General features: G+C 55.5%; 12 protein-coding genes. 6 read left to right on the top strand and 6 right to left on the bottom strand.

All coding sequences use genetic code 11. The features are described from left to right. Positions 1-333: 333 nt before the first annotated feature. Both ACHZCJ_RS01145 and ACHZCJ_RS01150 read left to right on the top strand, forming a co-directional pair. Complete coding sequence (locus ACHZCJ_RS01145; RefSeq protein ID WP_394699998.1) at positions 334-948, top strand: hypothetical protein; 615 nt, start codon at positions 334-336, stop codon at positions 946-948. A gap of 9 nt (positions 949-957) precedes the next feature. Then, positions 958-1,878, top strand: a complete 921-nt coding sequence (locus ACHZCJ_RS01150) for a PilZ domain-containing protein (RefSeq protein ID WP_268893895.1) — start codon at positions 958-960, stop codon at positions 1,876-1,878. Positions 1,879-1,902: 24 nt separating this feature from the next. On the opposite strand, the gene ACHZCJ_RS01155 is transcribed toward ACHZCJ_RS01150, so the two are convergent. Then, complete coding sequence (locus tag ACHZCJ_RS01155; RefSeq protein WP_321323166.1) at positions 1,903-3,501, bottom strand: winged helix-turn-helix domain-containing protein; 1,599 nt, start codon at positions 3,499-3,501, stop codon at positions 1,903-1,905. A gap of 228 nt (positions 3,502-3,729) precedes the next feature. On the opposite strand from ACHZCJ_RS01155, the gene ACHZCJ_RS01160 reads away from it, so the two are divergent. From ACHZCJ_RS01160 to ACHZCJ_RS01170, 3 genes are all read left to right on the top strand, one after another. Continuing rightward, the gene (locus ACHZCJ_RS01160; RefSeq protein ID WP_394699999.1) at positions 3,730-5,382 is read left to right on the top strand and encodes a tetratricopeptide repeat protein; all 1,653 of its coding nucleotides are present in this window, start codon (positions 3,730-3,732) and stop codon (positions 5,380-5,382) included. A 202-nt stretch (positions 5,383-5,584) separates the two neighbouring features. Beyond that, positions 5,585-6,094: a PAS domain-containing protein gene (locus tag ACHZCJ_RS01165; RefSeq protein WP_321323170.1), complete on the top strand. Its 510-nt coding sequence runs from the start codon at positions 5,585-5,587 to the stop codon at positions 6,092-6,094. A gap of 214 nt (positions 6,095-6,308) precedes the next feature. Further along, positions 6,309-7,934: a hypothetical protein gene (locus ACHZCJ_RS01170; protein ID WP_321323172.1), complete on the top strand. Its 1,626-nt coding sequence runs from the start codon at positions 6,309-6,311 to the stop codon at positions 7,932-7,934. A gap of 63 nt (positions 7,935-7,997) precedes the next feature. On the opposite strand, the gene ACHZCJ_RS01175 is transcribed toward ACHZCJ_RS01170, so the two are convergent. From ACHZCJ_RS01175 to ACHZCJ_RS01190, 4 genes are all read right to left on the bottom strand, one after another. After that, positions 7,998-8,810, bottom strand: a complete 813-nt coding sequence (locus tag ACHZCJ_RS01175) for a universal stress protein (protein WP_321323175.1) — start codon at positions 8,808-8,810, stop codon at positions 7,998-8,000. Positions 8,811-8,878: 68 nt separating this feature from the next. After that, the gene (gene lptB, locus ACHZCJ_RS01180; protein ID WP_321323177.1) at positions 8,879-9,667 is read right to left on the bottom strand and encodes an LPS export ABC transporter ATP-binding protein; all 789 of its coding nucleotides are present in this window, start codon (positions 9,665-9,667) and stop codon (positions 8,879-8,881) included. 151 nt (positions 9,668-9,818) lie between these two features. Continuing rightward, positions 9,819-11,117, bottom strand: a complete 1,299-nt coding sequence (locus ACHZCJ_RS01185) for an acetyl-CoA hydrolase/transferase C-terminal domain-containing protein (protein WP_321323179.1) — start codon at positions 11,115-11,117, stop codon at positions 9,819-9,821. A 90-nt stretch (positions 11,118-11,207) separates the two neighbouring features. After that, positions 11,208-11,651, bottom strand: a complete 444-nt coding sequence (locus ACHZCJ_RS01190; RefSeq protein ID WP_159643512.1) for a host attachment protein — start codon at positions 11,649-11,651, stop codon at positions 11,208-11,210. 181 nt (positions 11,652-11,832) lie between these two features. Here ACHZCJ_RS01190 and ACHZCJ_RS01195 point away from each other — a divergent pair, with 181 nt between their 5' ends. Next, a complete protein-coding gene (locus ACHZCJ_RS01195) occupies positions 11,833-12,429 on the top strand; it encodes a CC0125/CC1285 family lipoprotein (RefSeq protein WP_321323182.1) in 597 nt (198 codons plus the stop codon). 145 nt (positions 12,430-12,574) lie between these two features. Here ACHZCJ_RS01195 and ACHZCJ_RS01200 read toward each other — a convergent pair whose 3' ends face one another. Next, complete coding sequence (locus tag ACHZCJ_RS01200) at positions 12,575-13,216, bottom strand: murein L,D-transpeptidase catalytic domain family protein (protein ID WP_159643508.1); 642 nt, start codon at positions 13,214-13,216, stop codon at positions 12,575-12,577. Positions 13,217-13,292: the final 76 nt, after the last annotated feature.

Consider the following 13,292-nt stretch of genomic DNA (forward strand, 5'->3'; position numbering starts at 1 on the left):
CCACAGACCCGGCATCCGGCCCGCAAACCGGCCGCGCCACGGCGGTGGCTTCTGCCCGGGTTGTCAAACCATTCACCATGACTTCTGTAATGCAGGACACCCCTGATTCAGCGAATGCGGCGATAATGGTCTCGCACAGCACGAGTTTTCGGAATTGTGAAATTCTATTGGGTGCTGATGCCGGCAGAAGTCCCGGGGAATCCTGCGAGCTCCGTCTGGTCGAATTGCACTGAGCGGTCAAACAAGGGGAATGGTTATGTCGGTAAAAAATATTGGGGGCGGTAACCTTAATCTTCCGCTCAAACAGCAGTAAACAGGATATAACGGGATAAGATGATGCAGATACCGAGTGCGAAATACAGGTCTTCAGCGGTCCAGATCGACCGCCGGACCATTCGCGCTACCGCCAGGCCTGGCGCTTTGCCATGTGCGATCGCGCTGGCCCTGATCGCTGTTCCCCTGCCGGCTTTTGCCGAAGCCGACCCGAGCGAAAATGTCGCCATTGCACTGTCCAGCAATATCGTCGGCGGTCCAGCCGGCAACCGCGGGACGAACGTTGCTCTTCCGGGATCGGTAATGGATTTTTTCGTATCGGTCAGCGGCCCGGGACAGCACGGAACGCCAGCGGCATCCTTTGCGGTTACCGACAAGGTCCCCGAACATCTTATCCTGTTCGTCGGTGATCTTGATCAGGCCGGAGCCGGTCCTGCGGTGTTCAACGACCATGACAGCGGTTTGAAATTCAGCTTTGCCGGTCTCTCCAGCGCCGAGGATTCGATCGAGTTCTCGAACGATGGCGGCAAAACATTCGACTATGTCCCGGTCGCCGACAGTGACGGCTTTGATGCGGCGGTCACGCATATCAAATTCCGGCCGACCGGCGCCCTTCTGCCGGCGGCAGGAAAATATGAACGGTTCTCCCTACGTTACCGAATGAAGGTCAAGTAAATGACAAATATGATCGAATCTGGAGCTTCCCCATCTTCATCTTTTCCATCGGATAATATCGTTGTGGAAGAGGATCGCAGAAAACAGGAGCGGCATATTGCAATGCTGCGGCTTGCCAAGATCAAGGGAGCAGCCGGTGAAGGCTGGGGGTTCATCAAGAATCTGTCCGCAACAGGCATGATGGTCGAAGTCCATCCCAATTTCGAACTGGGCGATACGGTTTCCGCCATGCTGACCGAAGAACAGGAACTGACCGGCACCGTGCGCTGGCGCAAGGAGGCCCTTGCCGGCGTCGAATTTTCCTCACCGATCGACATTGCCACTGTGCTGACAAAACCCAATGAGTCCAAACAGGGCCGGGTTGCGCGGCTGCCAAGGATCGAAATGAAGCATCCGATCAATATCTACCAGGGATCGCGCCTGATCCATGGCGATATTTGCGATATTTCTCCTGCCGGAATCTGCATCAGAACAGATCATGTTTTCGAAACCGGCAAGAATCTTCGGCTGTCGGTCCCCGAACTACTGGATATTAACGGTACGGTTCGCTGGCAGTCGGGCGCGCGCGTCGGAATCGTATTCTCACGGCGGCTGCCGCTGGATGACCTGATGGTCTGGTTGTCCACCTTTTACCGGGCGACGCGTGTCGATAGCGATGATCTTGCAGATCTCAGCAAGGATACTCAAAAAAACGGTTCGGGCGAAACGGCGGCCGATCGTCTGCCCTACAAGGTTATCGGACATGATGATCTCGGCAAGGAAATCCTGATCGACACGCTGGATTCGGCAACCGAAGCCCTGACCCAGTTCAAAGCGACGTCGAAATTTTTCTATCGGGTCAGTATCCGCAATGCGGACAATGAAGAATTGTCGATCGGCACAATCGTTTTGCGGGCATTTGACGAAGAACGGGCAGCGGCGAAGGCATAGCCGGATCTGTTCGTTCAGGCTGCGTCATCGCTCTATTCGAACGCTGGAATGGTCCTGATCTGAGCCAAAATAATGAGTGAAGGCCCGGGTGATTTGGTCTGAAATTTCCGCAGCGCTGTCCGGAAAAGTCCGGAGAACATTTATTCTCGGCTCAATCCCTGTCGATAATATCCGGGCCTGTATGCGCCTGGCTTCGCTTTCACTGCCCAGATGATGGAAAACGGTCATGGCCGCGATCAGGGCCAATGGGCTATGCTGTGAAAACTGAGCAAGTCTGCGCGACAGCGACAGCGCTTCCTCTTCCAGCCCCAGATTGAATGCGGCGTAGGTCTGCGTGGTTTCTGCCTCAAACCGCATGGGACAGTTTGGACTCAGTTTTATAGCCAGCTTGGCCGATTTATAGGCAGCGGAAAAGTCACCCTTCAACATCAGGGAAACCGCTTGTGAATTATAGGCTTCGGCATAGTTTGGACAAAATGAGATTGCTTTCTCATAATGGTCCAGCGCGCTGTCGATGTTGCCCGAAACCCGTTCCGCGCGGCCGTTGACGAGATGGGCAAAAGGATCGAGCGGGTCACAGCGCAATGCCTGCTCTCCCGACGTCAGCATATTCCGGATTGCGGCATCCTGGTCTCCACCGCGCGCAAGGTGGAAAAGCCCCAGACCATGAATATAGGCGGTGGCGGCATGCGCGCGCGCGAATGTCGGTGCTTGCGCACGGGCGAATTCGAAATGATCGAGGGCCTGTTTCAAGTCCATCTTCGCTCCGTTTACGCTCGACATGCCGAGGTGATAGGCCTCCCATCCGGTAAGTTGATCGGGAGCCCTCAACTTCGCATAGGATGCTTCGGTATCGCTGATCGACAGGTCGATCGCCGTGATAATATCCCGCACCATCTGCGCCCGCATCACATGGATGTCGGCAAGCGGTGCCTCATAGCGTTCGGCCCAGACGACGCGATGTTGTCTGGTCTCGGTCAACTCGACCCCGACCAGCATTTGACGTCCGATCAGTTCAATCCAGCCGGTCAGCACATAGTCCACATCAAGCTCTCTGCGCATTTTTTCAAGGTCAGGGAGATTGGCCTCAAACCGGAAACTGGAGGCGCGGGCTATAACGAATAGCCAGCGCAACTGCGACAGGGCGGTCGTAATATCGGCCGGCAAGGCTTCGGACAGTCCGGCATGTTCATTCATTTTACCGATCTTGCAAAGCGGCAGCACAGCCACGACGGGGGGCTTGCCTGCTTTTTCGGTCAACGCGTCCGACACCAGCGGTCGTGATTGCGCTATATCCTGTCCCACCTTTAATGCGTGCGTTTCGACACGGGTAACAAAGCGGAAACCCCGTCCATAGACAGTCCGAATCACATGTTGCTCATGACCGCTATCGCCGAGAATGCGGCGTAGTGCCTTGATCTGGCTGGACAAGGCGCTGTCCGAGATGGAGCGGTTGTTCCAGAGTTGCCGGACCAGTTCCTCTTTCCGGACCAGTTTCCCGTGGTTGCGTACAAGTATCCCCAAAATGGCGAGAGCTTGGGGTTGTATCAGGAGTTTCTCCCCCCTACGGAGCAGCTCGAACCGTTCGGTATCAAGCTCAAAATGCAGGAAACGATATTTCATGTCATTGCTTCAATTTTCATCTTCCATGCCCGAATCCAGATTCTATCCAGATTTGATGGTTTGAAATTTCCTCCCGCCCAAGCTATGTTACAATTAGTTACACCTGTCATGTGGGGCAGTCTTGCATCCCCAGATTGCCATTGCCCGTAGATTGAATCAGGGGAGGACATAAATATTATTATGGACGATTCCTCTGCATTACAATTATGTCTGGAACGCGATCGGTTGTTGAGTGATCCTGAATTTGTTCGCGCACCGAGCATGTCCAAATTGTTGCGATATCTGGTCGACTATAAACTGTCCGGAAACAGCGTCCCGCTCAAAAGCTATACGATTGCGACCGAAGCGCTTGGCCGTGATGCCGATTTTGATACCCAGACGGATAGCTATCCGCGTGTGCAAATGGGGCGCCTGCGGCGTATGCTCGATAGTTTCTATTTGCGGAAAGGCGGAGAAAACCGGCTGTCCATACCCCCGCAAAAATATGAAATCATGCTCGAGCCCAATATTACCCCTTCCGGCGATCAGGATAACCTGATCGGCGAGGGCACAAATTCGTCCACAACCGATGGCAGGCCGTCAATGCGCGCGGATACCGACGCCGGTCCATCAAATGGAAAAGGTGCGGACGGGCCATGGGTCTGGAACAGGGGACTGTTAGCCATTCTGGCTGTGGTCGTGCTGTTGGTCGGAAGCAGCATTCTGACATATTATCTGTCCACCGGTCGGACTGGCAGCGAGATTGCCTATCCGCGTTTGGCACTGGATATGGCGGATGGCCCTGCCGGTGCGGGGCGATCACAATTTTCCGAATCCGTCGGCAATCAGCTGGTTCGCGGCCTGAACGGATTTGGTGGAATACGGATTTTCGAAGAGCAGGCTGGCGAATCCGGAATGTCCGATTATCTGCTCCGGCTGCACTTCCTTGAAGCGGCAGAAGACAAAATCGGTTTGCGTTTGCTGGATCAGCAGAGCGGCGAGATATTATGGTCGAGGGAGCTGGATACCGTTGATGACGACGCGTTCAGGCTAGAATTGGATCAGGCCATTATCGCATTGGCAGGACCGAATGGGAAAATTGCCCAGACCGAAATATCCAGGCTGGGAAATGATTATTCGGCGGGATATCCCTGCCTGCTGCAGTTTGATCTTTTTATCCGCTACCGTGATCCGGAAAAGCGTGCGCCCCTGCAGAAATGCCTGCAGAAATCGGTAGTGCTGTTCCCCACCGATGCCCATGTTCTGAGCGTGGCTGCCTTTGCCCTGAATATGGCGGAACGCTTCAACACTAACCCCGCAGCCCGAAGCGCTGGAATGTTACTGGCCAGGAGGGCGGAAGCATTGGACCACAACAGTCCTGCGGCGAATTTTGCTGTAGCGCAGTCTGCCTTTTTTGCCGGTGATTGTGCAACCGGCGTGGCCTGGGGCAAGAAGGCCGTTGCATTGAATCCACTGAATTCCCGGATCATCGGATATCTCGGTCTTTATATGATCGGCTGTGATAACCCGGAAGGTGAGGACTATGCTGCACGAGCGCTGAAGCTGGATCCCAATGCGGATCTGTCGATCGCAGCGGCTGTCGCCCTGCAAATGCTGAAACGGGGGGAAGCATCGGCAGCCCGCAAACTGACCAGCGAATATATGGCGTCCTCGCCCCGCAAGGAACCGGCGCTCGAACTGGCCTATATGTTGTCTTCGGCTATGCAGGGCGAAAAAACAGAGGCGCGACGGGTCTGGAAAACCATGGCCGCGGACTACGGGCTGACAGAAAACAGCCCGCCGCGGGAAATGCTTCAAAAATGGATCGACAGTCCCACGCTGATCAATGAGATATTGGTGATTATCAACCGTTCGGGCATGTTCAGAAATAACGGTAGCTAAGCCGAAGCCTGTTTCTTCTGTCGCCCGCAAACTTTCGGGACATGTGAATCCACCCTGAATTGGCATCAAAAGCCATTGCTGTTTTCAATTGCAAAAAGATATCGAATTTATTGGTTCGATTTGTTACTAACCCCGTCACGTCAAATCAATGCTATTTGGCTTGCGTTTAGGAAAGCGGCTCCGAACGACAGAAGGACATGTAATGCAAGAAATACTATTGGCGTATTTTCCTTATTTTCTGGCGTTTGTTCTGCTTCTGGTGATTGCCTATCTGTGGCTACGATTGCGAAATGTCCGCGCTGATTTAACGACGGCAAGGCTCGACCTCGACCGGTGTCAGCTAACACTGGAAATTTCGGAAGACGTTGGACGCTTCGGTTCCTGGCACCTCGATGCGGCAACAAATATCGTGAAATGGTCGGATTATGTTTTCGACATGCATGAGCGCCGTCACTCGCTCGGCAATCCGATGCTTGAAAATGCCATTGACTACTATCACCCGGATGATCGGCCCATGGTAGAGGAAGCCGTTGCACGTTCTTTGGATGAAGGCGCGGATTTTGAATTTCGCGCGCGCATCCTGACCGAAAATGGTAACGAGCTTCCGGTGCTGGCCAGAGGCACATGCCAGATTGGCGGAAACGGGGCAGTTCTCGGGATTTTCGGTTGTTTTGTGGATCTGAGCACACCCGAAGAGCGGCAATACGCATGATATCCGGCATTTGATCGCGACCTTGTCGCAACCATCCTATGAAATATGCGTATATCGGGGCACAGCATATCGCTTGCGGCCAGATAATTTTTCCGGTTATGTTACCGTATCTTGAGGAGGAGATTTGCGAAACTTAACCGAAGCGGAAAAGCTCCAGCTTTGTTTGGAGCGCGATCGGCTGTTGTGCAGTTCCGAATTCGCCCGCTCTCCGACCATGAGCAAACTGCTTCGTTTCCTAGTCGATCACAAGTTGCGGGAAGACGGCAAGCCCTTGACGGCATATGCCGTAGCCGTTGATGCGCTTGGCCGCGATGACAGTTTCGATACACAGATTGACAGCTATCCGCGCGTCCAGATCGGCCGGCTGCGGCGTATGCTTGACCATTTTTATCTGCGCGAGAATTGCGCAAACCGGCTGTATATTCCCTATCATAATTACGAGATCATTCTGGGGGCCAACGAGGCATCGGGCAGCGAGTCCGAAGGCGCAGAGCCCGAAGGGCAACCGGCGAAAAAGCCTGTACCAAAAAGCCGGCGGACCGAAGATATGTTTGGCAGACGGGTGGAGCGACCCGCATTTGTACCGGAAAGCCCTGTCAAGCGGCAGGGACCGGTCAGTCGGCGATATATCTGGACGATTTTCGCTGTGTTTCTCCTGTTGGCCACTGCGGGAATATTCTATTTTCAGAAGAGCGACAGCAAAGCTGGCGTCGCTATTGGCTATCCCGCGATTATCGTGAAAGCGACCGACGGGCCCACCAATCCTGCCTCCCGCGCCAGATTGGAAGCCATTCACAGTCATCTGGTCGGAGCACTGGGAAAATTCGACCAGATTCGTGTATTCAACGAGACGGCCGAGCCATCCGTCGGATCGCGATATCTGCTCGAATCCTCGAACCTCAATGATTCTGCCCGCCCGGTGCAGCTTCGTCTCGTCGACAGCGTTACCAGAGAGGTGATCTGGTCGAGCAGGATAGGAAATTCGAGCGATCAGGAACGCGCCGCAGAGCTCAACCAGGCCGTAATTGCTATGGCCGGTCCTCACGGTAAAATTGCCCAGCACGAACGGTCCAAATATCGTGTCGATTTTACGCCCGGCTATCCGTGCCTGCTGCAATTTCATCAATATATGCGCTACCGCGACGAGGCGGTGCTACCACGAGTATTGCAGTGCATGAATGAATCGGCGAAACAATTTCCGAATGACTCCTATTTGATGAGCGTGCTGGCATCGGCCAAGAATATCGCGGAGAAACAGGGCTTAGCCGATACGATAGAAGGCAGGCGTGATGAATTTGCAGCCAAGGCCGCAAAAATTGACAGCAACAGCGCATCAGCCACTTTCGCCGTGGCGCAGAGCGCGTTCTACAAGGGCGATTGCCGCAGGGGTGTCTTGTGGGGAGAGCGCGCGGTTGGTCTGAATCCGCTGAATTCCCGGATCATGGGTTATCTGGGCATGTATATGCTCGCCTGCGACATGCCGGAAGGGGAAGCCTATGCGGATCAGGCCTTGCGGATGGATCCTAATGCAGAGCTGGCCATCGCGGCGACCGTAGCGATGCGTCAGTTGCGGCGCGGCGATGCACAGGCTGCACAGAAATTGTCCTTGAAATATCTCGATTCGATGCCGGGTGCCGCCGTGGGACTGGAGATCAGTTTCATATTGTCATCGGCGATGCTCGGTGAAAAGGATGAAGCGCGGAGGGTGTGGCGGCAGTTGGCAGAACGTTCCGGCTATCCCGCAACCGCTGCACCGGCTGATGTACTGCAAAAATTGATTTCGGACCCGGACATATTGCGCAAGCTCGTGGCCGACTTCGAGGCTGCGGCGCTCTACTAGACAGATAGCGATCGCGGTCGCCGCAAGGTCATTCGCAGACGATATGCCGTGGCTAGAGAAAGACTAATGCGCGACGACCAGCGGAACCGGGCAATCCCAGAATAGGTTGCGCGTTACCCCGCCGAACAGGAATTCCCTTGCCCGGCTATGGCCATAGGCACCCATCACCATATAGCTGGCGTTCAACGTATCAATTGTCGATAGCAATATCGCGTGGACCGAGGATTTCTCGGCGGCAAGTTCGTGAATCCGAGACTTGATGCCATGTCTCGACAGATATTCCGATGCCTCCAGAGGGGGCAGGTCGTGTTGCTTCTCTTCCTCGACGACGACGATGTGCACATCGTTCGCAAGCCTGAGCAGCGGCACGGCGGCACGCAATGCATTGCCGGCTTCGAAGCTGCCGTTCCAGGCGATGATGGCGGAACCGGCTGCATCGAATTTCTGCACGCTGTCGGGCTGCACGACGATGGGGACATTGCAGCTGAAGATCACATCACCCAGAAGGCCGAACGGCAGGGTGTTGTCCTTTATTCCGCTGCACGAACTGAGCACCATGATGTCGGTCAGTGCCGAATTGCGGGCAAGGCCACGGGCCGGTTCCGCATTGGCTTCCTGATAGTCCCAGGGCACATCTTCACCGGTGAGCCGTTTTTCCATTTCGGTTTTCAGCAACAAATCGGACTCGCTCGCATATTTGCTGATATCATACATGACAGACATTCCGGTAACGCCGTCAAATGCCATTTGTGGTCTGTAAGGATCGGGGCGCAGGCAATGGAGATGTCCCTCCAGCGCGCGGGTGAGATCCAGTGCCGCCTGATAGCGGGCTTCTAGCCCGGAATCATCGTTGATATAAAGAAGCACGGATTTCATCTTGTCTCTCCCTTGTTGACCTTCCCGCTGCAATTGCAAGAAACAGCGAAGGCAAGCCATCCGTAGTGTTACCTAGCGGCAGCATGAAATTCCTCGCCCAGATATACATGCCGCACCAACTTGTTCTCCAGCATTGCCTGCGGCGTACCTTCAAACACGATACGCCCCTCGTGCAGCACATAGACCCGGTCCAGAATATCGACCATCTCGCGCACATTCTGGTCGGTGATCAATATGCCGACATCATGGCTTTCCAGATTGGCAATCATCGCCTTGATATCCTTGACCGACATCGGATCAATGCCGGCAAAGGGTTCATCGAACAGCATGATGGCCGGGCTGGCCGCCATCGCCCGGGCAATTTCACAGCGGCGTCTTTCACCGCCCGACAACGCGCGTGCCGGTACCTGACGGACATAGTCTATATGAAACTCCTGCAGCAGGTCATCCAGCTTCTGCGCCCGGGCGGCGGGATCCGGGACGACCGCTTCGAGTACGGTCATGATATTCTGTTCGACCGTGAGGCCTCTGAAAATCGAGGATTCCTGCGGCAAATATCCCAGGCCACGAAGCGCACGCCGGTCGAGTGACAGTCCGGTTATGTCCTCGCCATCAAGGAAAATATGGCCGGAATTGATCCGAAGCAATCCGAGGATCGAATAGAATGTCACGGTCTTGCCGGCCCCGTCCCGTCCAAGCAGACCCACAACCTCGGAAGGCCCGACTTCAAACGATATGTCGCTCAGGACCGTTTTTTTGCCAAATTTCTTGTTGATCGAGACAACCGAAAGGCCATGCTGTTCGCACGACCTTGCTCGGTCTGGTTGAGACAGGATGGATGGAAGAATATGTTTCAAAGTCCTGCGTGATCCCGATTGGAAAGCCTTTAGATAAGCGGCGACGGGATGCGGCTACATCAGGGAGTGTACGTATCCTGCCGTGGCCCTCCGGTGCATGGCTCGGGAGAAGCGGCAACCAGACGCGACGGCCGGCCAGTTCATTCTGCCGTCATAGCCCGTTGGCAAGTTCGTCCCTGAATTTCGGATGGGCGAGGCCGATCAGAGCGTCGGCGCGCTGGTTCAGCGATTTTCCCTTCAGGTCTGCCGATCCATATTCGGTTACCACGATATGCGTGTCGTTGCGCGGCGTAGTTACCGGTCCGTCCAGTCTGGGAACGATGCGGGAGATGGTGCCGTTGCAGGCGGTGGACTGGCAGGCGATGATCGACTTGCCGCCTTTGGACGCTGTCGCACCACGAACAAAGTCCAGCTGACCGCCCGAACCGCTATATTGCCGCCCCATTAAATGTTCCGAATTGCACGCGCCGCCAAGGTCGATCTGCAGGGTCGCATTTACCGACACCACATTTCGGTTTTTCGCGATATGGCGAGGATCGTTGACAATATTCACCGGGGCGCTGTGCATCGCCGGATTGTCATCGAGAAAATCGTAGAAAGGCTTGTCCCCCATAGCGAAGGTGAAGACGCTGCGGCCACGATAGGTGGTCTTGGCCTGATTGGTGACGGCGCCGCACTGGATGAGGCTGGCGAGGGCAGGGGTCATCAATTCGGTATGGATTCCCAGATCCCGGCGGTCCTGCAACAAGGCGCAAACAGCGCCGGGAAGTGCGCCGATGCCCATCTGGAGACAGGCTCCGTCGTCAATCATGTCGGCGATGGTGGCTGCTACCCTTGCCTCTTGCGGTGACATATCGGGTGCATGGACCTCGGCCAGAGGCGCGCGATTCTCCACAATGGCATCGATTTCGGAAATGTGCAGAAGCGAGGCGCCGAATACCCGCGGCATATTCGGATTAACCTCGACCACGAGCTTTTTCGCGCTGCGCGCCGCGGCAGTGGAATAGTCGTTGCTGGTGCCAAAGGTGAACCAGCCATGTTTGTCCATCGGCGACACGGTCGTCACAAACAGATCGAGCGGAACCTCTTTTTCGAACAGTCGCGGGGAATCGCTGAAGGCGACCGGCACAAACTCGATCGGGCTTTTCTTGCCGGGCTCCTGGGTGCTTAGCAATTGGCGCTCGATCGAGCTGAGGAACATGCAGCGCGGGCGTATCCGGCCGAGCAGGTCGGGTCGCAACACCGTTGCGCCGGCATGGTCCATCGAATGGAAATACCAGAGTTTGATATCGTCGATATCACCCCTGATTGCCATGTCCGCCAGTGCGCCCAGCAGCGCAGGCGGTTCTGCGGTGGCCATGCCCATGGCAATATGCGCTCCGGAGTGTAATCCCTGCACGGCCCCGTTGGCATTCGTCAGGCGGGATTGGTAGGCCTCAATATGCGTCATATCCTACACCCCGGCTGAAGGAATAACATGGATTGGCAAAGGGAGCTTTGCGTAGCGCAAGTCCGGGCGAGACTATCGACCGCGCAGCTCTCAAACTTCATGCGCGGCCAGCATCTTTGCCAGTGGTTCCGCTGCATCCGGTCCAAAATCCTTGGCGATTTCGGCAAGCAATCGCGCGCTCGTCTCGGGCCCGAGATGCTTGCGGATCACGCCCAGCGCGCGCGGCGCGGCAACCAGAATTATGCCTTCTTTTGTTCCCGACATGAGTTGCTCGACCCGCTGGGCCATTTCCGACACAAACCGGTCCTCTTCCTGCTGTTGCAGATCGGTTTGCTCATGGGCACCGCGGCTGGGCGACTTGCTCTGGAAACTGCGGCCCGGCTTGTCGGTGCCGAGTTCCGAAGTGCGCAGGGAAGGGTTTTTATGTTCCTCGATCAGCTCCAGTACCGGGGCGAAAGCTTCGCCACGATTCTTGAACATCGCCATGCGAGAGCCATCCACGGCGATCACCCTGCAATCCTTGCGCACCAGCATTTCATTCTCCCATCAACTTGTCGGCTGCAAACTTTCTAGGAAGCAGAAACCCCGCGGACGATAGGTATTGTTACGGACCGAAGACGGGTCTTACGAATAATTACGTAACGACAAATGGCAGAAATTTGCCGACAATCACGCATTGTCCGCCGCTATCGCGGTAATATCAGGAGTATCGATCATGACGGATCACAAAAACATCGCGAAACCCGTCGCCCGTATGACGGCGATGCTTATGACATTGTTGCTCCTCGCCTGTGCTACCGCAACGCCCTACCAGCCGCAAATCCCGGGGCAGCGTGTTTCCGGCGGCTATTCGGAAGAGCGCATTGATGAAACCCATTTTCGCGTGCGATTTGCCGGCAATACCCTGACTGCACGCGATACGGTCGAAGGCTATCTTCTGTACCGGGCAGCGGAACTCACGATCCAGAACGGCTATAACTGGTTCCGGATTACTGATCATACAACGGAGACCGATCGTCACACGTATGTCGAGCGCTTCCCCCGCTACCAGCCTTATTACGGATCTCGCTATCTGAACTGGCGTCCGCACTGGCGCTATTATCGAGGCGGTGTCTGGTCGACGTGGCATCCCTACGGTCGCGATCCGTTCTGGTCCTTTGACACCGATGTGCGGACGGTCGAGCGGTTCGAAGCTGAGGCGGAAATCGTGATGGCCCGGGGGTCGATGCCTGCCAATGCTGCACGCGCTTTTGATGCAAGCGAGGTTCTCGCGGACCTCGGACCTTCGATCAAATGGCCTGACGAGAAATAGGAAAGCCGCCCGCCGCTGATCGCGCGAGAATGATCTGCAAGCTATATACGCGAATGGGTTGGATGCATTTCTGCCGGGCCTGTGCTGCCAGCGTCAGAGAATTTGCTGCTGCCGAGCGTAGACGGTGGGGATTGCCAGGCGCGCGTTACACCTTGTCGGCATAAAGCAGGCGGCCGGGTCCCAGGCGCTCCAATATGACCGGGAGATCGCTTTCAGAAAAGGCAAAGCAGCCTTGGCTGCGGCCCAACTTTCCGTGGGATTCGACCATTTCCGGTTCTGCATACCAAGCGCCGTGGATCACGATAGCGCGCGGTTCGGCCATATTGTTGCTCGGGTCGAGACCCTTCAGCCGACGGGACGTGCCATGTTTCCCGACATAGCTTTCGCTGGTCATATAACTGCCGCCGGAAGACGCTTCCGATCCCGGAACATTGGAAAATTCCTGAAGCCATCCGGTATGCTTAGGGTCGGACCCCTTGCCATGGGCAACGAGAAAAGACTGGATAGCCCCGCTCGCCATGTCGACGATATGGAATCTTTCTTTCGCAGAATGCAGCGAATAATCGGCAATCCCGATCCGGTCGGTGTGCAAAAGGGATGACTCGTGGACCGCCATGGCCTGTTTTGCGCGATCAATCAGCGCGATCGAACCGTTACGCGCAATGTTTTTCGGGCGCGCCGGTATGGATGTTAAAGTCCTGCTGGCGGCCTGGGATCGGCTGCCAAGCCCATAAGCCGCGCCGGTCAGGCCAACCAGTCCGCCAGCGATAAAATTTCTTCTGTTCATCCTTCATGCATAGCATATTATTCCTGTACCCGGGATTAAGTATCAATACTTATTGTTTCGCCCGCCGACAGCCGGA

Source organism: uncultured Parasphingorhabdus sp. (assembly GCF_963677535.2).
Lineage (GTDB): Bacteria > Pseudomonadota > Alphaproteobacteria > Sphingomonadales > Sphingomonadaceae > Parasphingorhabdus.

Bases quoted from the DNA above. Each gene is read 5' to 3' on its own strand.
- ACHZCJ_RS01145 (WP_394699998.1), top strand. From the start codon at position 334: ATGATGCAGATACCGAGTGCGAAATACAGGTCTTCAGCGGTCCAGATC.
- ACHZCJ_RS01150 (WP_268893895.1), top strand. From the start codon at position 958: ATGATCGAATCTGGAGCTTCCCCATCTTCATCTTTTCCATCGGATAAT.
- ACHZCJ_RS01155 (WP_321323166.1), bottom strand. From the start codon at position 3,501: ATGAAATATCGTTTCCTGCATTTTGAGCTTGATACCGAACGGTTCGAG.
- ACHZCJ_RS01165 (WP_321323170.1), top strand. From the start codon at position 5,585: ATGCAAGAAATACTATTGGCGTATTTTCCTTATTTTCTGGCGTTTGTT.
- ACHZCJ_RS01170 (WP_321323172.1), top strand. From the start codon at position 6,309: ATGAGCAAACTGCTTCGTTTCCTAGTCGATCACAAGTTGCGGGAAGAC.
- ACHZCJ_RS01175 (WP_321323175.1), bottom strand. From the start codon at position 8,810: ATGAAATCCGTGCTTCTTTATATCAACGATGATTCCGGGCTAGAAGCC.
- ACHZCJ_RS01185 (WP_321323179.1), bottom strand. From the start codon at position 11,117: ATGACGCATATTGAGGCCTACCAATCCCGCCTGACGAATGCCAACGGG.
- ACHZCJ_RS01190 (WP_159643512.1), bottom strand. From the start codon at position 11,651: ATGCTGGTGCGCAAGGATTGCAGGGTGATCGCCGTGGATGGCTCTCGC.
- ACHZCJ_RS01195 (WP_321323182.1), top strand. From the start codon at position 11,833: ATGACGGATCACAAAAACATCGCGAAACCCGTCGCCCGTATGACGGCG.
- ACHZCJ_RS01200 (WP_159643508.1), bottom strand. From the start codon at position 13,216: ATGAACAGAAGAAATTTTATCGCTGGCGGACTGGTTGGCCTGACCGGC.